Origin of the sequence: Massilia sp. NP310, from assembly GCF_019443485.1 — a bacterium.
GTDB lineage: Bacteria > Pseudomonadota > Gammaproteobacteria > Burkholderiales > Burkholderiaceae_D > Telluria > Telluria timonae.
Genome location: NZ_CP080379.1, coordinates 1,016,219 through 1,041,084, shown reverse-complemented (window position 1 = coordinate 1,041,084; position 24,866 = coordinate 1,016,219). Strand labels below are relative to the sequence as shown.

19 protein-coding genes and 2 pseudogenes are annotated in these 24,866 nt (G+C 58.6%); 6 read left to right on the top strand and 15 right to left on the bottom strand.

Annotation, left to right across the window (positions count from 1 at the left end):
• Positions 1-1,031: 1,031 nt before the first annotated feature.
• A pseudogene (locus KY496_RS04690) lies at positions 1,032-1,526 on the bottom strand (IS5 family transposase); the annotation flags it as partial.
• 74 nt (positions 1,527-1,600) lie between these two features.
• On the opposite strand from KY496_RS04690, the gene KY496_RS04685 reads away from it, so the two are divergent.
• Positions 1,601-3,156, top strand: a protein-coding gene (locus KY496_RS04685) for an IS3 family transposase (protein ID WP_229520324.1) whose coding sequence is annotated in 2 segments (ribosomal slippage) — positions 1,601-2,063 and positions 2,063-3,156 — 1,557 coding nt in all. Because the reading frame shifts where the segments join, the coding sequence is not laid out codon by codon here.
• Between the two features lie 18 nt (positions 3,157-3,174).
• On the top strand, positions 3,175-4,209 hold the full coding sequence (locus KY496_RS04680) for a tyrosine-type recombinase/integrase (protein ID WP_229520416.1): 1,035 nt from the start codon (positions 3,175-3,177) through the stop codon (positions 4,207-4,209).
• Positions 4,210-4,365: 156 nt separating this feature from the next.
• Here KY496_RS04680 and KY496_RS04675 read toward each other — a convergent pair whose 3' ends face one another.
• From KY496_RS04675 to KY496_RS04645, 7 genes are all read right to left on the bottom strand, one after another.
• On the bottom strand, positions 4,366-4,950 hold the full coding sequence (locus KY496_RS04675; RefSeq protein ID WP_109343479.1) for an SIS domain-containing protein: 585 nt from the start codon (positions 4,948-4,950) through the stop codon (positions 4,366-4,368).
• 18 nt (positions 4,951-4,968) lie between these two features.
• Positions 4,969-5,895, bottom strand: a complete 927-nt coding sequence (locus KY496_RS04670; RefSeq protein WP_005670924.1) for a cation diffusion facilitator family transporter — start codon at positions 5,893-5,895, stop codon at positions 4,969-4,971.
• Between the two features lie 110 nt (positions 5,896-6,005).
• Positions 6,006-6,587 carry a hypothetical protein gene (locus KY496_RS04665; RefSeq protein WP_157225733.1) on the bottom strand — a complete coding sequence of 194 codons (582 nt, stop codon included), beginning with the start codon at positions 6,585-6,587 and terminating at the stop codon, positions 6,006-6,008.
• Between the two features lie 133 nt (positions 6,588-6,720).
• Positions 6,721-9,906 carry a CusA/CzcA family heavy metal efflux RND transporter gene (locus KY496_RS04660; RefSeq protein WP_005670927.1) on the bottom strand — a complete coding sequence of 1,062 codons (3,186 nt, stop codon included), beginning with the start codon at positions 9,904-9,906 and terminating at the stop codon, positions 6,721-6,723.
• Between the two features lie 12 nt (positions 9,907-9,918).
• Positions 9,919-11,169 (bottom strand): efflux RND transporter periplasmic adaptor subunit, encoded by a 1,251-nt coding sequence (locus tag KY496_RS04655; protein WP_005670929.1) that lies wholly within the window; start codon positions 11,167-11,169, stop codon positions 9,919-9,921.
• A complete protein-coding gene (locus KY496_RS04650) occupies positions 11,166-12,470 on the bottom strand; it encodes a TolC family protein (RefSeq protein WP_005670931.1) in 1,305 nt (434 codons plus the stop codon). The genes KY496_RS04655 and KY496_RS04650 overlap by 4 nt, the downstream gene beginning before the upstream one ends.
• A 511-nt stretch (positions 12,471-12,981) precedes the next feature.
• A complete protein-coding gene (locus tag KY496_RS04645; protein WP_109343483.1) occupies positions 12,982-15,417 on the bottom strand; it encodes a heavy metal translocating P-type ATPase in 2,436 nt (811 codons plus the stop codon).
• A 90-nt stretch (positions 15,418-15,507) separates the two neighbouring features.
• Between KY496_RS04645 and cadR the strand changes: the two genes are divergently transcribed.
• The 3 genes from cadR to KY496_RS04630 all read left to right on the top strand — a co-directional run bounded on the left by cadR (position 15,508) and on the right by KY496_RS04630 (position 19,027).
• On the top strand, positions 15,508-15,936 hold the full coding sequence (gene cadR, locus KY496_RS04640) for a Cd(II)/Pb(II)-responsive transcriptional regulator (RefSeq protein ID WP_219864043.1): 429 nt from the start codon (positions 15,508-15,510) through the stop codon (positions 15,934-15,936).
• Positions 15,937-16,066: 130 nt separating this feature from the next.
• Entirely contained in the window at positions 16,067-17,995 is a 1,929-nt protein-coding gene (locus tag KY496_RS04635; protein WP_184236239.1) for a cytochrome c/FTR1 family iron permease, read from the top strand.
• A 78-nt stretch (positions 17,996-18,073) separates the two neighbouring features.
• Positions 18,074-19,027, top strand: coding sequence for an arsenic resistance protein (locus KY496_RS04630; protein WP_184236242.1), 954 nt, complete (start codon positions 18,074-18,076; stop codon positions 19,025-19,027).
• A gap of 30 nt (positions 19,028-19,057) precedes the next feature.
• On the opposite strand, the pseudogene KY496_RS04625 reads toward KY496_RS04630, so the two are convergent.
• A pseudogene (locus tag KY496_RS04625) lies at positions 19,058-19,258 on the bottom strand (IS3 family transposase); the annotation flags it as partial.
• A 174-nt stretch (positions 19,259-19,432) separates the two neighbouring features.
• Between KY496_RS04625 and KY496_RS04620 the strand changes: the two are divergent.
• Positions 19,433-20,047, top strand: coding sequence for a cation transporter (locus tag KY496_RS04620; protein WP_184236247.1), 615 nt, complete (start codon positions 19,433-19,435; stop codon positions 20,045-20,047).
• Between the two features lie 281 nt (positions 20,048-20,328).
• On the opposite strand, the gene KY496_RS27025 is transcribed toward KY496_RS04620, so the two are convergent.
• The 6 genes from KY496_RS27025 to lpdA form a co-directional block, all read right to left on the bottom strand.
• Positions 20,329-20,874 (bottom strand): cytochrome P450, encoded by a 546-nt coding sequence (locus KY496_RS27025; protein WP_229446441.1) that lies wholly within the window; start codon positions 20,872-20,874, stop codon positions 20,329-20,331.
• A 24-nt stretch (positions 20,875-20,898) separates the two neighbouring features.
• Positions 20,899-21,573 carry a hypothetical protein gene (locus tag KY496_RS27020; RefSeq protein ID WP_229520415.1) on the bottom strand — a complete coding sequence of 225 codons (675 nt, stop codon included), beginning with the start codon at positions 21,571-21,573 and terminating at the stop codon, positions 20,899-20,901.
• Positions 21,574-21,791: 218 nt separating this feature from the next.
• Positions 21,792-22,154 carry a CzcE family metal-binding protein gene (locus KY496_RS04610; RefSeq protein WP_109343484.1) on the bottom strand — a complete coding sequence of 121 codons (363 nt, stop codon included), beginning with the start codon at positions 22,152-22,154 and terminating at the stop codon, positions 21,792-21,794.
• A 182-nt stretch (positions 22,155-22,336) separates the two neighbouring features.
• Positions 22,337-22,657: a hypothetical protein gene (locus KY496_RS04605; protein WP_162819332.1), complete on the bottom strand. Its 321-nt coding sequence runs from the start codon at positions 22,655-22,657 to the stop codon at positions 22,337-22,339.
• A gap of 200 nt (positions 22,658-22,857) precedes the next feature.
• Positions 22,858-23,361, bottom strand: coding sequence for a signal peptidase II (gene lspA, locus KY496_RS04600; RefSeq protein WP_205289050.1), 504 nt, complete (start codon positions 23,359-23,361; stop codon positions 22,858-22,860).
• 24 nt (positions 23,362-23,385) lie between these two features.
• Entirely contained in the window at positions 23,386-24,822 is a 1,437-nt protein-coding gene (gene lpdA, locus KY496_RS04595) for a dihydrolipoyl dehydrogenase (RefSeq protein ID WP_109343485.1), read from the bottom strand.
• Positions 24,823-24,866: the final 44 nt, after the last annotated feature.

Below are 24,866 nucleotides of genomic sequence, written 5' to 3'. Positions count from 1 at the left end.
TAAACGAAGAGAGAGAGGGTTCCGGGACGCCATTTGCTCCCTCGTGAGCCGTCGTTAAACCGGTTCCAGGTGGGGGAGCATACGCGGCGATGCAACAAGTTGTGCATGTCCCACAACGGAAGGGCTCGGGACCGTCCGTATTCTCGCAATCACTTTGCTTAGGGTTAGCGTCGGGCGTCCGTCCCGGCGTATGATGCTTGACCACTTCAGCGGTATCGAAAACGGCTGTCAAACGTGCAAGCATCTTCAGATTTGGCTCCTTGCCGACCGTGGAAGACTGATGCGCCAAAGCGCACTCAAACCTCGCTACTGCCGCGATACCTTGCATTGGTAGCGAGGCGATGAGCAAGCACAGAAGAAGTCGTCGAAGCCGATTGCACATGTGACCAATGTAACATGCTATGTGTTAAGGGGCACGCACTTGAGTGTCCGCGAATGTGAATGCCTGCGTGTGCTCATGTATGGTACTGGTCGCTTGATTTGGTTAGGATGCGATCCTTTGTTTAAACTGACTAGGTATAGGCATGAGTAAAATGTATCGCCCCAAGGCCATTCTGGCTGGATTTTTGAGCGTTCTGGCGCTGGCCGGCTGCGGTGGTGGCGATGGCGGTGCTGCAGCCGAACCCAACGCGACTGGCAACGTGCCGAATGCACCTGCAGGGTTACCGCCCATAGCTCCAGCGGCCCCGATCACACCGGACTCAATTAGTCTGGCACCGTCATCAACGAACCCTACAACCGGGCCGAGCGAGCCAAATGCGCCATTTATAACCGGTGACATCGCGCTTGACGGTTTAGCATGGATCAATTTTCGACGGGGTCAAGCGGGGATGTCGACGCTCACACGCAGCTCCATCATCGACATCGCAGCGCAAGGGCACTCTAGGGAAGCGCTGAACAAATAGGTTGCGCGGCCGTTCCGACGTAACAAAACCGGCGCCAGGCCGAACGGTGGTCGAGATCAGTTGTTTTTCGCGCTCCAGCTTGGGCGTCCGGCTCGTTTTTGCGTGCTGTGGCACGCATTTCCCCGCTCAGCACGGAGTTCGGGCGTGCGCGCTCCCAAAGGTTCGGCCAGCCAGCACCAGGTTTGCGAACGCGAACAAGGTGTGCAACTGCGCGGTGTTCTTCGCTAGACCGCGGTAACGCGTCTTGCGATGCCTGAACAGGTTCTTCAGCACATGAAACGGATGCTCAACCTTCGCGCGCACGCTGGCCTTGGCCTTCTCCAGTTTCTCTTTCATCCGGCCCAACGGGTTTTTCTTCATGGCTTTGCGGACGCTGCGCTTCATCGCGATGTGCCAAGTCACTGCCTTGGCCGCGTTTTCGGGCCGCTTGTCGGCGCCCTGGTAGCCGGCGTCACCGAACACCATCGTTTCATCGCCGTGCAGCAGCTTGTGGGTTTGCGTCACGTCGGACACGTTGCCGGCAGTGGTCACCAAGGTATGCGCCAGGCCCGACTTGGCATCGACGCCGATATGGGCCTTCATGCCGAAGAACCAGTTCTTGCCTTTCTTCGACTGGTGCATCCCCCCGGTGTCAGAATAGTTGTCGCGTCACGTGATTGAGTAAAGCCATACCGGGGACGGGCAAGAGAGAACGTGTGAAGCAGTATCCAGCAGAACGAAAAGAGGCGTTGTTACGGCAGATGATGCCGCCCCAGAACCGCGTGGTGTCGGAACTGGCCCGTGAGAGTGGGATCACCGAACAGACGCTTTATACTTGGCGCCGTCAACTTCGTAATCAAGGAATGCCGGTGCCAGGTAGTGGGAAAAATGCTGAGGAATGGACCTCAGAGGACAAGTTCGCTGTCGTGCTGGAAACGGCTGCGTTGAACGAGAGCGAACTGTCGGAATATTGCCGTCGGAAGGGGCTGTTTGCGGAGCAGATCGCCACCTGGCGAGCCGCATGTATGGCCGCCAACGTGAGCGTGGTGCAGCAAACCCGGGCGCAGCAGGTCCAGTCGAAGGAAGACAAGAAGCGGATCCGGCAGTTGGAGAAGGACTTGCAACGCAAGGAGAAGGCGCTGGCTGAAGCAGCAGCGTTGCTGATCCTGCGAAAAAAAGCCCAGGCGATCTGGGGGGACAAAGAGGAAGACTGATCAGCGCCCCAGATCGCCTGTCATGTGTTGCGTTGATCCGTGAAGCCGAAGCTGCAGGCAGCCGGCTGTCACCGGCTTGTCGTGAACTCGGCATCACCCTGCGCACGTTTCAGCGCTGGGTGCGGGGCGGAGATGATGCTGTAGCCGTCGACAGCCGCCCAACTAGCGTCAGGCCTGAGCCGGCCAACAAGCTCACCGAAGACGAGCGTACCGAGATTCTGGCTGTCGCCAACAGCGAGGAATTTGCCAGTCTGCCGCCGAGTCAGATCGTGCCGACGCTGGCCGATCGAGGCATCTATGTGGCTTCGGAGTCGAGCTTCTACCGTGTCTTGAAGTCGGCCTCGCAGCAGCACCATCGTGGCAAGGCCAAAAAGCCGAGTGAGCGCGTGGTCACGAGCCATTGCGCCATAGCGCCGAACCAGGTGTGGAGTTGGGACATTACGTGGCTGCCGGCTGCGATCAAAGGCAAGTACCACTACTGGTACATGGTGCTCGACATCTACAGCCGCAAGATTGTCGGTCACGAAGTCCACGAGGCGGAGTCGGCAGAATCGGCGGCGCGGCTGATGCGCAGGGCCAGCCTGGCTGAGGGATTGGCCGGCCGACCGCTGGTACTGCACTCGGATAATGGCAGCGCCATGAAGGGCTCGACCATGCTGGCCACATTGGAGCAACTCGGCGTTGCACCGTCGTTCAGCAGGCCGCGTGTGAGCAACGACAACGCCTACGCAGAGTCGTTATTCAGGACCTGCAAATATCGACCGAACTACCCGCGCCAGCCGTTTGCGACGCTGGAAGACGCGCGGGCATGGACGCAGAAATTTGTGCGATGGTACAACCAGGAGCATAAGCACAGCGGCCTGAAATTCGTGACGCCGGCACAACGTCATGGCGGCCAGGCTGAAGCGATTCTGGAGTATCGCGAACAGGTATATCGAGAAGCGAAGAACCGTAATCCGCAGCGCTGGTCGCGGGATGTCAGGAACTGGAATCTGGATAGTCAGGTCTGGCTGAATCCGGAACGGATTCGACCAGAGGAACTACGGCAGGTCGCGTGAGGTGACGCGACAACTACGTTGACAAACACCGTCCATAAAAAGGCCACGTTCGACGCCTATCGAAAAGAGGCTGAGCGGCTGCTTCTCTGGTGTGTGCTTCAGCGTGCCAAGCCGCTGTCTTCCCTGACGCACGAAGATTGGTTGGCCTATCAGGCATTCTTGGGCAACCCCTTGCCCCGAGACCGATGGGTGAGTGAACAGAGTCGCAGACATCCTCGCAATGATCCGCGTTGGCGCCCGTTCGCAGGGGCATTGTCAGCGTCAAGTCAAAGGCAGGCGGGTATCATATTGACGTCGATGTTCGCCTGGCTTGTCAGTGCAGGCTACCTGGCAGGCAATCCGCTCTCGCTTTCCCGCCAAAGAGGTCGCGCACGGGCGCCTCGTATTGAACGCTATTTTGACGATGAACTCTGGCTAGAAGTAAAGGCCACGATTGACGCCATGCCGCGCGAAACGCCGAGGGAGCGTGAGCGATATCTGCGACTGCGGTGGTTGTTCACATTGCTCTATGTGTGCGGTCTACGCATCTCGGAGATTGCCGAGAACAATATGGGCAGTTTCTTCTGCAGGCGCGACCGCGATGGCAGCGAACGGTGGTGGCTCGAGATCCTCGGCAAAGGAAGTAAGGTACGCCTAGTGCCGGCGACCAATGAATTGATGAACGAACTCGGCCGATATAGGCGTGAACTAAGCTTCCCTGCGCTGCCTGTACCTGGAGAGTCGACGCCGCTGCTACTGCCCATCGGCGGGAAGCCTAAGGCGATGAGTCGCGGCGGGATCCACGATATCATCAAGGCTGTTTTCGCGATGACGGCCGAGCGAATCGAGCTCAAGGGACCACAATTCGTGCATGTTGCTCATCGAGTCAGTCAGGCATCGGCGCACTGGTTGCGGCATACCGCGGGGTCACACATGGCGAACAACTCCGTAGACTTGCGGCATGTCAGAGACAATCTGGGTCACGCTTCGATCAGCACCACTAGTGGTTATCTGCACGCACCGGACGACACGCGGCACAACGATACTGAAGACAAGCATCGAGCGAATTGGTAGCGTCGGCAGAAAAGACACAGCGATTCTTAGCTTTGGCAGCATTAGCCGACGTTCTTAACCAGGACAATGACCCCCTCATGCTCAAGGCGTCCGTTCGCCTCGGCAGCGGGACGCGCTGTACACTCGCGTTGGCCCTGGAACTCGCCCATGCCTACGCTAGTAATTGGCCGGGTACAGTTCGCGCTCGACCAACTCGATCATTATATGGATGATCTTGATGTGTAGCTCTTGAGTACGGTCAGCAAAATTACCGCCCGGGCAGCTGATGCAGACGTCTGAGAAGTCCTCCAATGGCGAGCCAGCAGTCCCTGTCAAAGCGATCACGACCATACCAAGCTTTTGCGCCATCTGGGCCGCGACCAGAATCGAAGGGCTTTTCCCGCTCGTACTGATCGCGAGCAGTACATCGCCCGGACGACCATGGGACTCGATGTAACGGGCGAACACCTGATCGTATCCATAGTCGTTTGCAACGCAGGTGATATGAGTTGGGTCGCTAATTGCGGTTGCGGCGATCCCGGGCCGATCACGACGGAAGCGTCCTGTCAGTTCTTCCGCGAAATGCATGGCGTCGCACATTGAACCGCCATTCCCGCAAGAAAAAGCCCTTCCTCCCTTGCCGAACGATGTCACCAGTACCTGTGCGGCGTCAGCCACGGTTTGCAGCTTGGTTGCGTCGTTCACGAACAAGTCCAGAGCGTGCCGCGCTTCGGTCAGCCCATTCTTGATATGTTCAATCATATGCTCTTCTCTATAAAATCAGTGACTTGCCGATGGCTCGAAGCCATGGACCTCGGTGGCCTGCTCGCAAGGCGTGCGCTCGACTTGCACTGTCGAATGGTAGATGTGAAATTCATCTGCGATTTCATGACGGACCGAGATCAGTAACGCTTCGAGATCCACATGCCCCGGATCGCAAACGATGTGCACGCTCAAGCTCACCTTGCCGCTTGTGATGGCCCACACGTGCAGGTCGTGGACGCTTGCAACGCCTGGCACTGCAAGAATCTTGGTTTTCACATCAGCTAAATCGATGCCTTCAGGTACACCTTCGAGCAAGACGTTCAAACTTGCTTTGAGCAGAATCCAAGTGCGCGGCAACACCCACAGTCCGATGGCCACAGCGATCAACGAATCGACCCAGGTGGCGCCGGTCCAGCGAATCACAAGCGCACCGACGATCACGCCAATCGATCCGAGCATGTCGCTCCATACTTCCAGATAAGCGCCTTTCACGTTCAGGCTAGCATCCTTACCGGCAGAAAGGAGCCGCATACTGATCAAGTTGATCACCAGGCCGAGCACCGCCACGATGAGCATGGCGCCAGAGGCTATCTCGGGCGGATCCTGCAGCCGCTTCCAGGCCTCAACAAGAATGTAAATGGCCACCATGAACAACAGAATCGCGTTGAGGGCTGCTGCCAGGATCTCGAAACGATAGTACCCAAAGCTACGCTTTGCGTCGGCCTGACGTCGCCCGATGTGAATTGCGGCCAGCGATATCGCGAGTGCGGCGGCATCTGTGAACATATGCGCCGCATCGGAAATCAAGGCGAGGCTATTCGTCATGATCCCGGCAATGAGCTCAGCGACCAGAAACGACGATGTCAGCCCTAGTGCTATCCACAGAGGACGAGCGTTCTGTGTAGGTGAAATGGCGTGCGAATGTGAATGCCCTGAACCCATGATATCTCCTCAATATCTTACATTTTTAAGTTGGCACTGGACCGACCGCCGGTCTTTGCATCGCATCGCGCAGCGGCGCGCAATTATTTGCGTACAGGCCAATCCTTACCTCAGTAGAAAAGCCGCCTGATGTGAACCACTTGCGGCGCAAGCACGGCCAAGAGCAGGATCAGCACCAGAGCAATGCCAGTTACGGCATCTACGTTGTCGAACCCTGCTGCAATCAAACCTACCGCCACCAGTGGGGCGATAAAGGGTAACAAAGCGACCGCTGCCTTGATCACGAACATCGCACCGTGCTGTTCGCACAATAAACAACTGTATAGCGCACGCAATGCGCCGGCCGTGAACGCGCACATTGCAAGCGGCATCAAATCGCTTGGCAAGAGGTTAGAGGCATGGTTAAGAGCATGTATGGCCCCTCCTGCGATAAACGGACTTGGAATTAGCAGAACGACGACAACGGCGAATCGCATATTTTCGTCCCGACCTGCCTCCTCTTCTTTGCCAACTGCGCGCTCGCATTTATTGCTATAAAGCATGATGACGGCAATTTGGTACAGGGCACTCGCAGCGAGCGAAAAGCTCTCCCAAAATATGGCGCCGTAAGCGGTCCACGCCAGTGACAGGACATTCGTTCCCAGCACAAGATGCGGCAAAACCACTTCAATCCCACTTGGTGTCAAACGCATAATCGACCTCTCCCTGATGGGCCGCACGAAGTGCATGGGCGAGCCAAACATGAGTGCCGGCACATACCGCTGACTCGCCCCTCAAGAGGCGGTGTGCTGTTCACACCGCCGGATACACAGCTTCACGCGGGTTTTAGACGGGGGTGACCACGCGCGTCTCACGCAGGGGGCCATCTGGATCCTTACGATGCGCCAGTCGATATAGAAGAGGCAGTACCAACAACGTTAGCGCCGTGGACGACAGGATGCCGCCGATAACCACCGTCGCCAGCGGGCGTTGTACCTCGGCGCCGGTGCCAGTGGCAATCGCCATTGGCACAAATCCCAAGGACGCAACTAGCGCCGTCATAAGGACCGGCCGCAGACGCGTTAGCGCTCCATGGGTGATCGCTTCGTCGAGCGACATGCCGTCTTCTCGCAGCGAGCGGATGAACGAAATCATTACCAGCCCGTTCAGCACGGCCACCCCAGACAAGGCGATGAAGCCGACCGCAGCGGTAATCGACAGCGGAATGCCTCGTAAAGCCAAGGCCGCGATCCCGCCGGTCAAGGCAAACGGGATGCCGGTGAACACCAACAGCCCGTCTTTGACGTTTCGGAACATCATAAATAGCAACATGAACACCAGGAACAACGCCAGCGGCACAACGATCTGCAAGCGCTGGGTAGCCGACTGAAGCTGTTCGAATGTCCCGCCCCAAGTGGTCCAATAGCCTGCAGGGATCTTCACGCCCTTGGCCAGAGCCTCCTCCGCTTCCGGCACGAAGCTGCCGATATCGCGGCCGCGTACATTGGCACTGACCACGATACGGCGTTTGCCGTCTTCGCGGCTGATCTGGTTCGGACCCGGTGCTAGATCGAGCGTTGCCAGTTCACCTAAGGGAATGAAGGCGGGAACGTCTTCATTGCCTCCAGCGCTTGTGCCTGAGGGTGGTGGCACTGCGATCGGCAGGCGACGAAGTGCATCCAAGTCTGCGCGTTGCACCTCTGGTAGCCGTACCACGATGGCGAAGCGGCGATCGCCTTCGAACATGGTGCCGGCCTCGCGTCCACCTGTGGCCGCAGAGATCGTGGCCTGCACATCAGTGATGTTCAGCCCGTAGCGCGCTGCCTTGTCCCGGTCAATATTGACTGTCAGCATCGGCAAACCGGTAGTCTGCTCTACCTTAACTTCAGCTGCGCCCGGCACGCGTTGTAGCACCGCGGCGATCTGAGCACCGGTCGATGCCAGCACTTCCATGTCGTCGCCATACAGCTTGACTGCGACGTCGCTACGCACGCCGGAGATTAGCTCGTTGAAACGCAGTTGAATAGGCTGCGAGAACTCATAGGCATTGCCGGTGTATTTTTCCGCCTCCTCTTGGATGGCTTCCACAAGTTCGGCGTGGCTGCGTTTCGGTTTCGGCCAGTCGGCCTCCGGCTTGAGCATGATGTAGCCGTCCGAGATGTTTTGCGGCATCGGATCGGATGCAATCTCGGCGGTACCGGTGCGGGCAAATATCCGTTCGATCTCGGGGAACTTCGCTTTGAGGCCGACCTCCAGCTTCTTCTGCATATCGACTGATTGGGTGAGGCTGGTCGCGGGAATGCGTAGCGCCTGGATCGCAATGTCGCCCTCATTCAAGTTGGGAATAAATTCGCTCCCGAGTCGTGTCGCCAGCAGTCCAGACAGGACCACGGTGACAATCGATGCCGTCAGCACGATCGGTCCGTTACGCAGGACAGCGCGCAATGCAGGCGCATAGGCATTACGCGCCATTGTCATTAAGCGGTTCTCCTTTTCGGCCACGCGCTTGCCGATGAACAGGGCAACGGCCGCGGGCACGAACGTGATCGACAGAATCATCGCGCCAAGCAAAGCTATGACGACAGCGAACGCCATCGGGTGGAACATTTTGCCCTCGACCCCGCTCAAAGCGAAAATCGGCAGGTACACAACCATAATGATCAACTGCCCGAACAGCAGTGGCCGGCGCGCTTCCTTTGCGGCCGCAAACACTTCACGGAAGCGCTCTTCCAAGGTTAGGTCACGTTTGGTCTGTTCTTGCGCGTGCGCCAGGCGCCGCACGCAGTTCTCCACGATCACGACCGCGCCATCGATGATGATGCCGAAGTCGAGAGCACCCAAGCTCATCAAGTTGGCACTGACCTTGTAGGTCACCATGCCGGTGAAGGTGAATAGCATCGACAGTGGAATGACCATCGCGGTAATAATCGCTGCGCGGATATTGCCCAGGAATAGGAACAAGATCACGATCACCAGGATCGCACCTTCGAGCAAATTCTTACGTACCGTGGAAATCGCCTTGTCGACCAGCACCGTACGGTCATACACGGGGACGGCCTTGACGCCAGCAGGCAAAGTCTTGTTGATCTCGACCATCTTCTCTGCAACGAGCTGCGAGACCTGCCGGCTGTTTTCGCCGATGAGCATGAATACGGTACCGAGCACAACTTCGGCACCGTTGTCGGTCGCGGCGCCCGTGCGCAGTTCGCGGCCGACGGCGACGTCCGCGACATCACGAATCCGAACCGCGACGCCATCGGTATTTTTCAGGATGGTGTTTTGGATGTCTTCGATGGTTCGCACCTGCCCCGGCGCGCGGATGAGAAGCTGTTCGCCCGAGCGCTCGATGTAGCCTGCCCCGGTGTTATCGTTATTGCGCTCAACCGCAGTGACGACGTCGGCCAGGGTCAGACCATAGGAACTGAGCCGGTTCGGATCCGGCGTGATGTGGTATTCCTTAGCGAAGCCACCGATCGAATTGATTTCGGTCACGCCCGGGACCTGACGCAACTGCGGCTTGATGATCCAGTCCTGCACTTCGCGCAAGTCAGTTGGCGTATAGGCTGTCCCGTCAGGCTTCTTTGCGCCTGCTTCTGTTTCGACCGTCCAGAGGTAGATCTCGCCCAAGCCAGTGGAAATTGGCCCCATCATGGGCGTTGCGCCCTCCGGCAGCCCTTCACGGGCTTCCTGCAGTCGCTGGTTGACCAGCTGGCGCGCGAAGTAGATGTCAGTACCATCCTGGAAAACGACTGTGACCTGCGACAGCCCGTAACGCGATAATGAGCGAGTCTGCTGCAGTCCAGGCAGGCCCGCCATCACGGTCTCGACCGGATAGGTAATGCGCTGCTCGACCTCGAGCGGCGAATAGCCTGGTGCCGAGGTGTTGATCTGAACCTGCACGTTAGTAATATCTGGCACAGCGTCGATCGGCAGACGCTGATAGTTGTAGACGCCAATTGCCGCCATGGCCAGGACTAGACCCATGATCAGCCATCGGCTGTCGATGGCGAAACGAATGATGCGTTCAAACATGGAAATCCCCTATTAGTGGTCGTGCTCGGCGCTGCCCTTGCCAAGTTCGGCCTTGAGCACGAAGCTGCCGCGATTAACGTAGCGCGTTCCTGCTGCCAGGCCCTTCAGGATTTCCACCCCTTTGCCGTCACTAATGCCGGCCACGATCGGCTGCGTGCGAAAGCCCCCTTCCGTCACTACAAACACTACTGGCTTGTCTTCCACCGTCTGGATAGCATCGGCCGGAATCGCCACAGCAGCCTGTTTAGTCCCTTGCACCAGTGCGACGTCCACGAACAGGCCAGGGCGCCACGCGCCGCCTGGGTTGTCGATCACGACGCGCGCTGTGGCGGCGCGGGACTGTGCCCCGACTAGTGAGCCGACATAACTTACCTTCCCAACGGCTTTCATATCAGAGCCGGTGGCACTGACAACCGCCGTTGCGCCGCTGCGCACGCTTGCCAAGTCTTTCGGTGTGACTGCGACATCGACCCAGACGCGCGAGAGGTCGGTTAGTACGAAAACATTGGTGTTTTCCTGCACCGCTTCGCCCCGCGTGATGTGCTTTTCAACGACGACAGCGTCGAACGGCGCACGCAACTCGTACCGGTTCAATGCGCCGCCTCCGGAGCCCACTTCAAGAGCTGCCAATTTCGAGCGCGCTGCCTGCAAGGTAAGCTCGGCCTCGCGAAGTGCCTGTTCGGCCTGCTGAAAGTCCTGCTGGGCAGAGATACGGTCCTCCCACAGTTTCTTTTCCCGCTCATAGATGGTTTTGGCCAGGCCGAGCCTTACCTGTGCCGCGCTCGCGGCGCTACGCAGGTCAGCCAGCTCCGGGCTTGAAATGACGGCTAGCACCTGGCCCTTCTTGACCGTTTGCCCCAGCTGCGCCGGCACTGATTCGGCGACGCCGCCCAGGCGCGGCACTACGTGAGCTGTCAGATCGTCGTTGACACGGACTTCGCCAGGCAGTTTGACAATGTTCTCGATCGTGGCCGCACCGGCAACGGCGGTCGTAATTCCGGCCTTTTCTGCCTGCATGACCGGCAGCTTGACCACTCCTTCGTCCTTGTGCTCATCCTCGGCGCGTTCGTCGCCTGCTCCACCGGCTTCTTTTGCGCCCTCCTTCTGACCGCTCTCGGCATGGCCATGGGCATCTTCGCCGGCGCTACCTTCAGCGCTTCCCTTGTTCCAGAACAGGATGGCCAGGGCCAGCACGACACCGACGGCCACGATTGCGGCAATGATTGGCAGATTTTTCTTACGATGATTTTGCAGGGGCGTCATTGCAGGTGTTCCTTGAAGATGGTGGTGCTCTCGGCATTAGTAGCCGGTGCGATTCGTTCGATATCAGTTGCTGCTCGATACCGATCGGACAGAGCGCGCAGATACAAGCTGCGTGCCTGAATTAATGCGCGCTGGGTGTCAAGAACGTCGAGAAACCCGAATTTTCCGAGTTCAAAACCAGTCACGGCAGCGTCATAGGCTTGCTGCGCCGCTGGCAGCATCTCGGACTTGAGGCTGTCGATCTGAAGCTGAGCGACCTCTGCACGCTGGTGAGCGTCCGCGATTTCCTCATACACCCGAAGCTGCTCGGCGCCTAATTCGTCGCGAGCCTGGTCGGCTCGTCTAAGTGCTGAGAGCATGTTCCCCTGGTTGCGATTGAAAAGTGGCAGCGGTACGGAGATACCAAAGACGGCTTCGCTCCCGCTGCGTTCACGATCCCGCTGGCTACCCACGGTCACCGTCACATCTGGTACCCGCGCCGAACGTTCCATGCCGACCAAAGCATCCTGCCGTTTGACTTGCGCTTCGGCCTGACGCAGTTGCGGCGACATGGTTAGCCGCTGCTCGAGCTCGTTCATCGTCGGTACGGCAGCGAACTCGACGGCTGGCATCTGGAGTGGCTGGGCAATCGCTCGCGAGCTGCCCATCAGTATCGCTAACTTGCGTTTGGCTGACTTCAGGTCGGCTGTTGCTTGGGTGAGGTCAAGACGCACGGCCGACTCTGCAACACTCGCACGGGTTTGTTCGACTGGCGATATCTTGCCGGCAGCGACGCGCCGACTCGCGGCATTCGTCGCCCGGCTTGCGACCTCAATGGCCGCCTCGGCCAGACCGACCCGCTCTTGCGCTGTCAAGGCCTCCAAATAGGCCGCCATAACGTCGGCACGCAACATCGCTCGTCGCACGTTCACTGCTTGGACGGCGAGTAGACGCTCTTGTTCGGCGACCGCGATGCGGGCGCTTCGTTTGCCGCCGAGCTCGATGAGCTGGGTAATCTGGGCGGTCTCGACCCTGGACCGACGGTCGGTTCCTTCGGTGGATAGAGCCAGCTCAGGATTGGGTATGACGCCTGCCTGAAGCCTCCCACCCTCGGCAATGCCGATCGCCTGTGATGCGGCTCGTAAGCCTGGGTTGCCTGCGTACGCAGCCTGCAACGCCTGCTGCAGGGTCAGCGGCAGTAGCGACGTATTCCCGGCGAGCGGCGGACTGTTTGGATCGCGCAAAATTTCCGTTTGCGCGTAAAGGGACGTCGACTGTGAAAACAGCAACAGCGCGCCCATGATCAACGATCTGGATTGCATAGATAACTCCGAAGTTAACGAATCGAAAGCTATCCGGCGACAGCGAGCACACCGGCCGAGTGCGTTGGCACACGGTCGGAAGGCTCGGGGATTACCTGGTAAAAGAAGGTATAGCCGCCGGAATTACACGGCGGCGGGCCACTGGGGGCGTTCGGGAGGGACTTGAGTGACTGAAACGTAACTGACGTTTGAACCAACCGGCGCGAAGTGCGCCATCGTCAGGTAGGGGGCGTTTTGAACGGCTGCGGGAGCGAGCACTGCGTGCGCGCACGAAGAACAATGCGAGTGCTGCGCGATCTTCTTCGTCGACGCAGGCTTACCGTCATCGGCGGCCGCCACCTGATCGTGAGCGCCGGTCTTATGCTGATGATGTCCAAGGTGCTGTGCGGCTCGTCCAGTCTCATGCATGCAATAGGCGCTGATCGCACTCCAGGTAAACTGGAATGCGAGCATCATCAGCATGCAAGTGAGAAAACGGCGCATCATGGTCGCGAGTATAGCATCGGTGCGGTTACACGTTGCTGCCATGCAGACGTACGCGAAGCAGACGCATGCCATTAAAGATAACCAGCAGGCTGGCGCCCATGTCCGCGAACACGGCCATCCACAAGGTGGCTGATCCTGCGATAGCGAGCACCAGGAACACGGCCTTGATCAGCAAGGCTGCAACGATGTTCTGCTTGAGGATGGCGGCTGCCTGCCTGCTCAGGCGAATGAACTGCGGGATCTTGCGCAAATCATCATCCATCAGCGCGACGTCGGCTGTTTCGATGGCGGTGTCGGTGCCCGCTGCGCCCATCGCAAACCCGATATCGGCCTTGGCCAGCGCCGGGGCATCGTTGATGCCATCCCCTACCATGCCGACGGTACCGAATTGCGCCACCTCGTCATTGATGGCAGAGAGCTTATCCTCGGGCAGCATGTTCCCGCGGGCGTCATCGATGCCAACCTGCCGTGCGATCGCTTTGGCCGTCACCGCATTGTCGCCGGTGAGCATGACCGTCCGGATTCCCAGCCCATGAAGCTGGGCCACCGCTTCGCGACTGGTTTCACGAATGGTATCGGCCACCCCGATAACCAGCAGTGGCGACGTCTCATCGCAGAGGACAACCGCGGTCTTTCCTTCACCCTCCAGTGTCGCCAGGACACTTTCCGTCGCGGTATTGCAGATGCCGAGCTCCTCGACCAGGCGGTGATTGCCGAGGTAGTACCACTTCCCGTCGATCCGCCCTTTCGTGCCGCGGCCGGTCAAGGCCTCGAACTCGGTCACGGATGCGAGGAGCAGGTCCAGGCCCAAGTTTTGCCAGTGGCGGCTCACCGCGGTCGATACCGGATGGTCGGAACGGTCCGCGAGCGCGGCCGCGAGCTGCAGATGAGTCTGTGCATCGCCTTGCAGGGGCAACACGTCCGTCACTTCGGGTTTACCCTGGGTGATCGTGCCGGTCTTGTCCAGTGCGAGCGAGCGCAGCTTGCCGCCCTGCTCCAGGTAGACGCCGCCTTTGATGAGGATGCCGGCCCGCGCCGCCGCAGCCAGGCCGCTGACGACGGTGACCGGGGTCGAGATCACCAGGGCGCAGGGGCAAGCGATCACCAGCAGGACAAGCGCCTTATAAATCCATGGCATCCATTCGGCGCCCAGCATGAGCGGCGGCACCAGGGCGACGGCGAGCGCAATGGCGAACACGATGGGCGTGTAGATGCTGGAGAAGCGGTCGACGAAACGCTGCGTGGGCGCGCGGCTGCCCTGCGCGTCCTCGACCGCGCGGATGATGCGCGACAGGGTCGAGTTGCTGTGGCCGGCGGTGACACGGTATTCGAAAGAGCCCGTTTCATTGATCGTGCCGGCAAACACCTTGTCGCCGACCGTCTTCGGTACCGGCATGCTCTCGCCCGTGATCGGCGCCTGGTTGACTGACGACTGGCCAGTGGTCACTTCCCCGTCCAGGGCGATCCGCTCGCCGGGTGCGACACGGGCCAGGGCGCCGATCGCGACCGTGGTGGCGTCCTGTTCACTCCAGTTGCCGTCGTCAAGGCGCACGCTTACCCGTTCGGGTGTCAATGCCATCAGGCCCTGGATGGCGTTTCTCGCACGGTCGAGCGAGCGGGCCTCGATTATCTCGGCAAGCGCGAAAAGGACCATGACCATCGCCGCTTCGGGCCATTGCCCGATCAGTACCGCGCCGGTCACGGCGATTGACATCAGGGCATTGATATTCAAATTGCGGTTCTTGACCGCAATCCAGCCTTTCTTGTACACCCCCAAGCCCGTCGTCGCGATCGCAAGCAGCGATAGCAGGATGACTGGCCACCAGTTTTCATCGCCCGTCGTCCATGCGACGACCTCGGCACCGACTGCTGCGGCCAAGCCCAGGGCAAGGACTGAATACTGCCGCTTTCGGGAGACCGATGGGACCGCAGCGGCTCGTCCTTGCCCAGCTGCAACGAGCACCGCCTGCATACCGATGGACGTCAGTGCATCCAGGATCGCCATTGCCGGCCCACTATGCCTGACGACCAAGCGACGCTGGACGAGATTGAAGTCGAGCTGTTCGACCTGCGGCATGCCGGACAGCTTGTTACGGATGAGCGTCTCCTCGGTGGGGCAATCCATGTTCTCGATGCGGAAAACAGTGCCGGCTGCTGACCCGCTTTGCTCCTCGGTCTGTTCAATCACCGGGTCCATGCCGACCGCGCGTACTGCTGCAAGGATCGCCTGTGGATCGCCGAGGCTGTGCTCCACCCGCAAGCGGCGCTGGACAAGATTGAACTCGAGCTTTCCGACGCCTGCAACGCGTCCGAGCGCTTGCCGCAGCAGTCCCTCTTCTGTCGGGCAGTCCATCTGGTCGATGCGAATGAGAAGAGAATGGTCCAAGGCTGCAGATGAGGCACCCGCGGTCTCGATCGGTGCAGATTTTTCGCAACATGATTTCGTCTGGCATTCCGACATGACGACTCCTCGAGAACTGTGTATAGTTCACATTGAACACCCTGTAGCGGGTACGGGGTCAAGCACTAAGTTAACGTACCGGGATTTTTCTTGAAGATTGGCGAATTGGCAGACCGGTCAGGCTGCTTGGTTGAAACCATCCGCTACTATGAGCGCATCGGATTGCTCGCTCCGCCTGAAAGGTCGGCAAACAATTATCGAGCTTATAACGAGCTTCACGCTGAGCGCTTGCTGTTCATTCGGCATTGCCGCGCCTTGGACATGACACTCGATGAGATCCGGACGCTGCTCGATTTTCGCGAGGCGCCCGGAAAAAATTGCGAGAGCGTCAACGCGTTGCTCGACAAGCACATCGGGCACATCGTCGACCGTATAGCAAATCTGTCAGTACTAGAAGCGCAGCTCAGAGACCTCAGGAGCCGTTGCATCGCCACCGACAGCACAAATCCATGTGAAATCCTGCAGGCGCTCGGCGCTGCGGACGTTTGCGACGAGCCAGTAAGGCCTGGGCGCCATTGACTAGCCCTGGACTTTCCGCGCCATCACTGCATTGCTGAACCAGCGAACAGCCGGAACAATGCGCTTGACCTTCAAGTAGCTTGAAGGTGTTTAATATCAGGTTCTCGAACCTGAAGACAAGTATCCCGATATGACGTACCCCATTTGGCGTCGGCTAATCGCCTTCGTAATGTTCTGCTGCTGCGTGATCGGTACGACACACGCTAGTCCCACATCATCGGAAGCAGAAGTCCGCCAGCTCTGGCAGTTGCTCGATTATGTCGCCGTCGATTACGCCGGCGCGGTCCAGAACGGAGCGATTGTCAGCGAACTCGAATACGGCGAAATGCAGGAGTTCTCGACGCGCGCACAGAACCAGGTGACGGCATTGCCTCCGCATCCTTTGCATGCAGAACTGGCAGCTGCCACCACCAAGCTGAAGCAGGCGGTCAAGCGCAAGGAAGCGCCGCAACAGGTTTCCCTGCTTGCGCGAGAGGCAAACCGTTTGCTGCTGCAGGCCTACCCCTTCCCTGTTGCGCCGCGCGCCTTGCCCGATCTGGCCAGCGGTGCGGCGCTGTACCAAGCGCAATGCGCTTCATGCCATGGAGCGGCCGGCGCCGGCGATGGGCCACTCGCGGCCAAGCTCGAACCTAAACCAATCGCATTTACCGATGAGGAAAGAGCCCGCTCCCGCTCTCTCATGGCCCTATATCAGGTCATCAGCCAGGGTGTCGAGGGCACATCGATGCCGGCCTTTGCAGGCTTGTCCGAGCATGACCGCTGGTCTCTGGCGTTCTATGTCGGCAGCCTGGCGTTCAAGGACACGGACGTCGCAGTCGGAGCGTCTGCGTTTGCACAGAACACCTCCGCGGCCGCCACGATTCCCGACATGAACACGCTCGTGACGGCGACCGAAGAAGAACTGGCGAAGGCTGGCTCACCGTCGACCGCGCGGGCGGTCCTGGCCTACGCACGCACCCACCCCGAGGCCGTACAGGAGCAGCAGGAACGCAAGGGCATCGTCCTTGCGCGCAAACTGCTGCAGGACAGCCTGGATGCCTTGAAGAATAAGCAGCGGGCGAAGGCCACCGAGCTTGCTTTATCGGCTTACTTGGACGGCTTCGAGCCGCTCGAGGCGAGGCTCGACGCGACGGACCGCCAGCTCCTGGTGGACGTGGAGCGAACCATGCAGCTATACCGGGGCGCGGTTGCACAAGGCAATGTGTTGCGTGCGACCGAATACGCCTCTCAACTCGACGCGTATTTCGTACGTGTCGAGGAGCTTACCGGCGCGAACAAGACCGACGCGACGACGGTGTTCGTGGGCGCGTTGACTATTCTCCTGCGCGAAGGTGTCGAAGCCCTGTTGATCGTGATTGCGATGGTTGCGTTCCTCCGCAAAGCGGAGCGTCCACAGGCCTTGCACTACGTGCACGCCGGCTGGATCTCGGCGCTGGCGGCAGGCGCCTTGACATGGGTAGTGGCCACCTATGTGGTCAGCATCAGTGGTGCAAGCCGTGAAGTGACCGAAGGCCTCTCGTCGCTCTTCGCCGCCGCGGTGCTGCTGTCGGTCGGGCTATGGATGCACCAGAAAGGCCAGGCCGGACAATGGCAAGCCTACCTGAAGCAGCATTTGACAGCGGCGATGGAAAAACGCTCCGCATGGGCGTTATTTGCCCTGGCATTCATCGCGGTATACCGGGAAGTCTTTGAAACGGTTTTGTTTTACTCGGCGCTCGGCGCCGACGGCAACGGCCCTGCGCTGTTGGCAGGATTCGTTACAGGCCTGGTCCTGCTGTCGATAATTGCTGTCATTTTCCTGCGTACCAGCGCACGCATGCCGATCGGTAAATTCTTCTCGTTCAGCTCCGTGCTGGTGGCCGCCCTGGCAGTTGTCCTGGTCGGAAAAGGAATCGCAGGGCTGCAGGAAGCCGGATGGCTGACGGCCACACCGGTCACGGGACCGCGGATGCCGGTCCTCGGCCTCTACCCGACGATAGAGACTTATGCGGCGCAACTGGCCCTGCTCTTGGCGGCTGGTCTTGGCTTCGGCTTCAATCTGATGAAGGTCCGCAAATAGTTATTGAATGGCTCGCAGCAGGCGTCGCGGCTGATGCCTGCCGGGTAATCATCACCTTATCGCCGAGAGGGAAACAACTTGAACCGCGAAAGCCTGGAACGGAATCAGATTCCAGTCTATGTTGTAAGTGCCGCCTTGGCCGTGCTCGGGGGGATCCTTGCGCCTGATGCTGCGGCCAGGCTTGATCTGTTGGTGACACCTGCCATTGCGGTCCTGATGTATGCGATGTTTCTGCAGATTCCCTTTCTCGAGCTAAGGAAGGGGTTGGGTAATCGAGCGTTCATATCTGCAGTTTTGGTCGCCAATTTTGTGCTGATACCGCTTCTGGTATGGGTCTTGACGCGTGGACTGAGCGATCGTCCTGCGCTGTTAATCGGCGCTCTCCTGGTTCTGCTGACGCCATGTATTGACTACGTCGTCGTATTCACTCATCTCGGGAAAGGCGATTCGCGCCTGACCCTGGCTGCCACGCCAATCCTGCTCCTGCTTCAGCTGCTCCTACTGCCCATCTACCTCAGCGTAATAACTGGCGGCGAATCTGGCGTCGTCATCGCTGTCGCGCCGTTTGTCGACGCATTCCTGCTGCTGATCGTGGCTCCGCTGTTGCTTGCGGTGGCTACTGCCGGACTCGCGAAGCGATCGTCCATCGTCGAGAAATGGAATATCGGATGGGCCTGGCTCCCGGTCCCAGCCATGGCCGCAGTGCTGGTGGTCGTCATCGGTTCGCAGATCGGAGCGATCATCAGGGAGATCGAACAATTGGTGCCGGTCATTCCGGTTTATATTGGCTTCATGGTGCTTGCCCCACTGGTAGGAGCTTTCACGTCGCGCATGTTCAAACTGCCGGTAGCAGCGGCTCGCGCCGTGACCTTCAGCGCGTCGACGCGCAATTCTCTGGTAGTGCTGCCGCTCGCGCTCGCGTTACCCGACGATTTGCGTGGAATTGCGGCGGCGGCTGTGATCACACAAACCCTGGTCGAACTGGGCAGTGAACTGGTCTATGTGCGTGCAATTCCTGCCCTGGTCAAGTGAGCTGTACTGTCAATAGTGGACACGTCCGTTTCAAGCAGCCAGCTGCCATCTGCTGATCTTTTCGGCAAACAATGCTGGCGATAGATAGCCGAGACGCGAATGGCGCCGCTGGTGGTTCCAGAAGATCTTGATGTATTTCGTAATTGCCGGTTCAGCGTCGGCCCTGGTCGCATACCACTGGCGATGGATCAATCCGCCCTTCAGGCGTCGCCAGACGCGCTCCATGCGTGCGTTGTCATGGCAGTTTACTGCAAGTGCTCGGCAACCCTAATCCAAGCTTCTTACCTGGCTCGTGTTTGATATGTGCGCGCTCGCTTTGGTAACTGACGTATTCTGTGTTCATCCAAGCGCGTCCGGTAGAGAAAAGCGCTGGGCGCGTTCTTCCTGCAATCTTTTGGAGATCCGATGTCGGATATTGGCAAGGACAGCGATGACGAATCAGGTCTGGACGGTTCCAACGAGCGTGATCGTGGCATTTTATGGAAGGTCTTGCTAATCAATCTGGGCCAGTGTTTGGCCGGGGTGACTGTCGGAATATGGGCATCTTCAACTGCCGTGGTTGGCGCTGGCCTTGACAACCTGGGTGACGCTGCAGTCTATGGCGTCAGTCTGTACGCGGTCGGTAGATCCAGCACAATCAAGAAGCGTGCGGCGCAATTATCTGGCTGGCTCCTCATTGGTTTCGCCTGCCTATTGTTGGTTGAAGTTGTCCGTCGTTTTCTTGGCGGTGAGGCACCGCTGGGACCAGCCATGATGGCCATGGCTGCAACAAATGCCCTACTGAATATCTATTGCATTCGCCTGCTGAAGCAGCATCGCGGCCAGGACATCAATTTCAAGGCCTCGACTATATTCACGAATAACGATTCGCTTGTGAACGGCGCAATCGTGCTTTCGGGCGCGTTAGTAATGTGGACAAATTCAAACCTTCCTGATCTGCTGCTTGGAACAGTGGTTTCGTTCATTGCTGGGAAGGGAGGTTATGAAATCCTCTCAGAGGCAAAAGGACATCAGTCGTGATACGAGGTATTCCATTCGAACCCTGCACGCGCAACAGAGATACATCCAGTGTGGTATACGACTAAGCTGACGGAAAGCGCCTTATGGCGGCTGGCCGTCGTAACATGATCGAAATCGCGGGCGGAAACGCAGTTGTTGAACCAAGTGCGAAGCAGGCACTGGTATTTTGCTAACCCGAGTTCTCTGTCTGGTCGGAGCATTACTGGCAACGCAAATCAGAGAGGTCTGACGCGGAACTCCGGACATTCTCATCAGGCAGGTATTTCCCTTCCCTCAGGTGATCAGATTTGTACATTACCAATCACAAAACGGCTGGACAGCAACGCCGGTATGCGTGAGAGGCTCATCCGCAAATCCTGCTGAGGTACGCTGTACCTTACGCTGGTGCTGAGAAACACAACGGCAACTTTCATCAGTTCGACGGTGATCCACTCGCCAGGGCAACGGTGACCATCGAGATATTCCCCCCCTCCCTGTGGAATGAAGCTGAAAGGGCTACGCTTCCATTGACGAAAACGTTCGGGCATGAATGTATGGGGCTCGTCCCAAAGCCTCGGATCGTGATTCGTCCCATACAAGTCGAGCAGGACCCTTTCTCCTTTCGGAAAACGATAGCCCTTCGATTCGAACTCCCGCCGCGTGCGCGCAGCTACCACCGGGAAAAACGGATAAAACCTGCGGACTTCTTCAACGAAATAATCGAGGTAGTGCGCTTCGGCAGCCAGCAAACGCTCACCGCATTGCGGGTGCTGATGCAAAGCCATGGCCGCGAACATGATATACCAGGCGACCGCGACCGTTGGCCTTGCAACGTTGATGAGTTCCACCGCCACAGTTCGCTTGTCGAGCAATTACCCAGACAAATCGCGATGCCATGAGATCGCATATAGTGCGCAGTCTTCATCCACCGTTAGCCGGTGATGACGCACATCTTCTACCAGACCCTCGATCCAGCGCTCAGCGCGGTTTCGCGCCCATCTTCCACGCCAGTGTCTTGGACCGATCGCCGCGCCAGCATCGATCATCGCTACGAAGTCATCCGTTCTATTCCTGACTTCGGACTCAACCAGCGGGATTCCTGTCCAGGCACAGACGGCCCGGCACAAGCTTTCACACGCTTGGTCGAATAAAACCACCTGGAAGCGGCGCTCCCAATTTGCCGCGGACCTGTGCCATTGCGCGGCACTGAGCTCCGCCAGTTCCGCAATACGCTCGGCGCTCATCAAGGAGAGAAACATTTCCTTTCGGCACCGATGGGAATTACCGTCCAGTCCTTGCACGCCTCCTCGGCCAAACAGTGTTTCCTGGAGTCTCGATGGAGCAACACCGGTGCGTTTGAACCTCTCATTGTCATAAAATAGTCTGGCCAATTCTTCGCCGCGCATACAAACCGTCGATTGAAGCATCAGTCGTGGGCGAAACAGGTCGGTCCCCAGGCGCGTACAACGTTTAGTAATGAAAAGATAGCCGTCCCGGGCGAACGAAAGAGTACTGTCTGGAACACCATCTCGCGGTATCTCATGCATGAGCGTCTCCGTCAAATTGAGCCGTCTTCATACTGCCCGAGCACGTAGTTAAGCGGCGCTTGTTTCAGCACTGCTCATATCAATAGCGTCGCACGTGGGGTACGTGCCCCCGGCTTGTATTCGCCCGGTAGATTGCATATCAGGCTTCACACTAGCTCGAAACCGCGGGCGGCTTCGAACTAGTGATAGCGCCCTACCAGAACGCCAAATGGCGAAGCTTAGTTGGCGTACATTGGACTTTCCTCAACATAGATTGTTACGTTCGTTGCGTTTGGAAGGATGTTCGCCAAGGAGATCGGCGACAGGCCGAGCGTATCGAAGGTCCAGGTAAGGTTTCTTGGACCGTCTACAATACGGACAGTCTCGAGTCGCTTGACGTGAATCGATCTGGTCTTGCCTTCCACTATTGTGATAACGCGGTCAGGCGCTGCATTGGAGGAGTAGCCGAACGGTGCTGCTCTACCAGTCTTCGCTTCTGCGGCGCTCTCTGAGGGCATGCCCCCCTCATTGGCCCGCGAGTCGAGTGGAATGAACATGCACGCGAGAAGTACCGCGGATAAGAAGTTGATGTGAGTTTTCATTGAATTTTCCTGTTGAATGTTTGATTTTTCAAGCGCACTGACTCTCGACGTGGCCGATTGTGGGCCGCCATGGTCGGGAGTAAGTCAGTTGCGGCTGCATTATTTGTAGAGACGGATGGGGTCGTGCAGTGCTTGTGCACGATTACCCATCAAGCGCAGGCGGTAGTTGCCGGCTTCGATGATCAGTGCCATTTCGGCCGAATCGGGCCGTCCAGTATTGGAGACTGGTAATTTAGCTGATTGAGTCTGCCGGGATAGGAGCGCGACAGCCCTGACCATTCGATCACGGAAGAATCGCTGCCGAGGGGCTGCAAGTCGCATGCCGATACACAAGTTGCGCTGCAGCCAGCTTCGAGCTGCACGTCTATCGGATTTGCAGCCCCGGTTACGTCGGATACCGCTGCGATGGCCGACGCGTCGTCGGAAATCACGCACCATCCTGCCGCCCAGCCAGTCTGTAAGGGCAAAAGCGCGAACAATATGATCAGAAACAGGCGCTTCATGGAGTCCTTGACTGCTCGGTTACGGAAGAGAACACTGGAGTATGGCAAATTTTACAACGCCCGCCGGGCAGAAACATGGGTCTCGAATTGTTGTAGATCTGATTATGTTTGTTCTGTATGGGCTGGATCGTCGCCCTGTTCAGACCGCCCCGCGCGACTGGCCATGCTTCGGGTGGCAGTGCGCGTCCAGGGGGCGATGACTATCGGGTCTTGTCGGATACCGGAGGTGCTGCACGGCCACCGAACAGCGCGTGCAAAACGATGAGCGTGGCGCCGACCGTGATCCCGATATCGGCGATGTTGAAAGCTGGCCAGTGATGCGCTCCTGCATGCACATCGATCCAGTCAACGACGCCCATCCGCGCAGTTCGGTCAACGAGATTGCCAACCGCTCCGCCAAGGATCATCGCCAGAGCGATCCTTTCCGCGGAGCCTGTTTCAGGTTTCCGGATCATCCGGACGATCAGGATCGACGCGAGTACGGCTACAACAATGAAAAGGTAGCGTTGCCATCCGCCGGCCGTGGCCAGAAGACCGAACGCCGCTCCCTGGTTGATCACATGGACGATGTTCAACAAGGGTAACAACTCGATCTGCTGGCCGTAGGCCAGATGTTCCACGATTGCGGCCTTGGTGACCAGGTCGGCAAGTGCGATAAGCCCGGCGACCAACACGGCAGCGAGCGGTGAAAAGGGTTTGGCCACTATCGGTTCCTATACAGTTGACGGTCAGATGTTCAGCGCACGCTTGTCGACAGCGAGCGACGCTTCCCTGATTGCTTCATACAATGTCGGGTGCGCGTGGCAGATCCGGGCAATGTCCTCCGAAGACGCCGAAAACTCGAGCGCCATTGCCGCTTCACCGATCATTTCCGACGCGAGCGAGCTGACGATATGCACGCCCAGCACAAGGTCCGACTCGGCATCGGCTAGGACCTTGACAAACCCCTGTGCGTCGCCGTGGCCGAGTGCGCGCCCGTTGGCCGAGAAAGGGAACTGTCCCGACTTGAATGCGCGGCCTTCGCGTGCCAGTTCCTGCTCCGTCTTGCCAACCCACGCGGCTTCGGGACTCGTGTAGATGATGAAGGGGATGGCGGCGTAATTCACCTGCCCGGATTGCCCTGCGACGATCTCGGCGACCATGATTCCCTCTTCCTCGGCCTTGTGCGCAAGCATTGGCCCGCGCACGACGTCACCGATGGCAAACAGGTTCGGCAATATCGTGCGGCAGTGTTCATCGACCGGCACATAGCCGCGCTGGTCAAGCTCCAGGCCAATTGCCTCGATTCCCAACCCATCCGTATTGGGCACGCGCCCGATCGCCACGATCACCTTGTCGCAAGCGAGCTCCTTGGCGGCGCCAGCACGGTCGCGATACGAAATCTGCACCCCGCCGCCGCTGAGCGCGATGCTGTCGATGCTCACGCCAAGGTCGAATTTCAGCCCTTGGCCAGACATCAGCTTGAGCATTTCCTTGGACACGGCGGTGTCGCAGCCGGGCAGGAAGTCCGGCATGGCGTCGAGCAGGGTGACATCCGCACCCAGGCGCCGCCACACTGAGCCTAGCTCGAGACCGATCACGCCGGCGCCAACCACACACAGGCGTTTCGGCACCTCGCGGAAATCGAGCGCTCCGGCGTTGTCGCAGATGATTGCATTGTCGATCCGGGTGCCTGGCAGCTGGCGCGGCTTCGACCCGGTGGCGATGATCACGTTACCCGCGCTGATCTCCTGCACGGAATTTTCGGCCGAGACTTCCAGGGAATATACCCCGTCCTGCATCCCGACGAAGCGCGCGCGCGCCTTGATAAAGTCGACCTTGTTCTTCTTGAACAGGTATTCGATCCCTTTGGCCATTTTCGAGACCACCCCGTCCTTCCGATCGATCATCTTGTCGACCTCGATCGCCGCGCCGCCAGTGGTGATACCGTGCTCGGCGGTGTGGTGGACGACCTGTTCGTACAGGTGGCTCGACGCAAGCAATGCCTTGGATGGAATGCATCCCACGTTCAGGCAGGTTCCTCCGGGGCGCGCCTGGCCGTCGGGTGCGGCGTAAGGATTCGATTCAATGCAGGCCACGGACAAGCCGAGTTGTCCGGCGCGGATTGCGGCGATGTACCCGCCTGAACCCGCGCCAACGATGACCAGGTCGTATTGCGCTTTCATGTGATTCCTTCCAATGTTCGAGTCCTTGCGTTCACTCTACTGGA

What these genes read in the sequence shown, in the direction of transcription:
- KY496_RS04675 (WP_109343479.1), bottom strand. Translation starts at nt 4,950, where the DNA reads ATGATTGAACATATCAAGAATGGGCTGACCGAAGCGCGGCACGCTCTG.
- KY496_RS04670 (WP_005670924.1), bottom strand. Translation starts at nt 5,895, where the DNA reads ATGGGTTCAGGGCATTCACATTCGCACGCCATTTCACCTACACAGAAC.
- KY496_RS04665 (WP_157225733.1), bottom strand. Translation starts at nt 6,587, where the DNA reads ATGCGTTTGACACCAAGTGGGATTGAAGTGGTTTTGCCGCATCTTGTG.
- KY496_RS04660 (WP_005670927.1), bottom strand. Translation starts at nt 9,906, where the DNA reads ATGTTTGAACGCATCATTCGTTTCGCCATCGACAGCCGATGGCTGATC.
- KY496_RS04655 (WP_005670929.1), bottom strand. Translation starts at nt 11,169, where the DNA reads ATGACGCCCCTGCAAAATCATCGTAAGAAAAATCTGCCAATCATTGCC.
- KY496_RS04650 (WP_005670931.1), bottom strand. Translation starts at nt 12,470, where the DNA reads ATGCAATCCAGATCGTTGATCATGGGCGCGCTGTTGCTGTTTTCACAG.
- KY496_RS04645 (WP_109343483.1), bottom strand. Translation starts at nt 15,417, where the DNA reads ATGTCGGAATGCCAGACGAAATCATGTTGCGAAAAATCTGCACCGATC.
- KY496_RS04635 (WP_184236239.1), top strand. Translation starts at nt 16,067, where the DNA reads ATGACGTACCCCATTTGGCGTCGGCTAATCGCCTTCGTAATGTTCTGC.
- KY496_RS04620 (WP_184236247.1), top strand. Translation starts at nt 19,433, where the DNA reads ATGTCGGATATTGGCAAGGACAGCGATGACGAATCAGGTCTGGACGGT.
- KY496_RS27020 (WP_229520415.1), bottom strand. Translation starts at nt 21,573, where the DNA reads ATGCATGAGATACCGCGAGATGGTGTTCCAGACAGTACTCTTTCGTTC.
- KY496_RS04610 (WP_109343484.1), bottom strand. Translation starts at nt 22,154, where the DNA reads ATGAAAACTCACATCAACTTCTTATCCGCGGTACTTCTCGCGTGCATG.
- KY496_RS04605 (WP_162819332.1), bottom strand. Translation starts at nt 22,657, where the DNA reads ATGAAGCGCCTGTTTCTGATCATATTGTTCGCGCTTTTGCCCTTACAG.
- lpdA (WP_109343485.1), bottom strand. Translation starts at nt 24,822, where the DNA reads ATGAAAGCGCAATACGACCTGGTCATCGTTGGCGCGGGTTCAGGCGGG.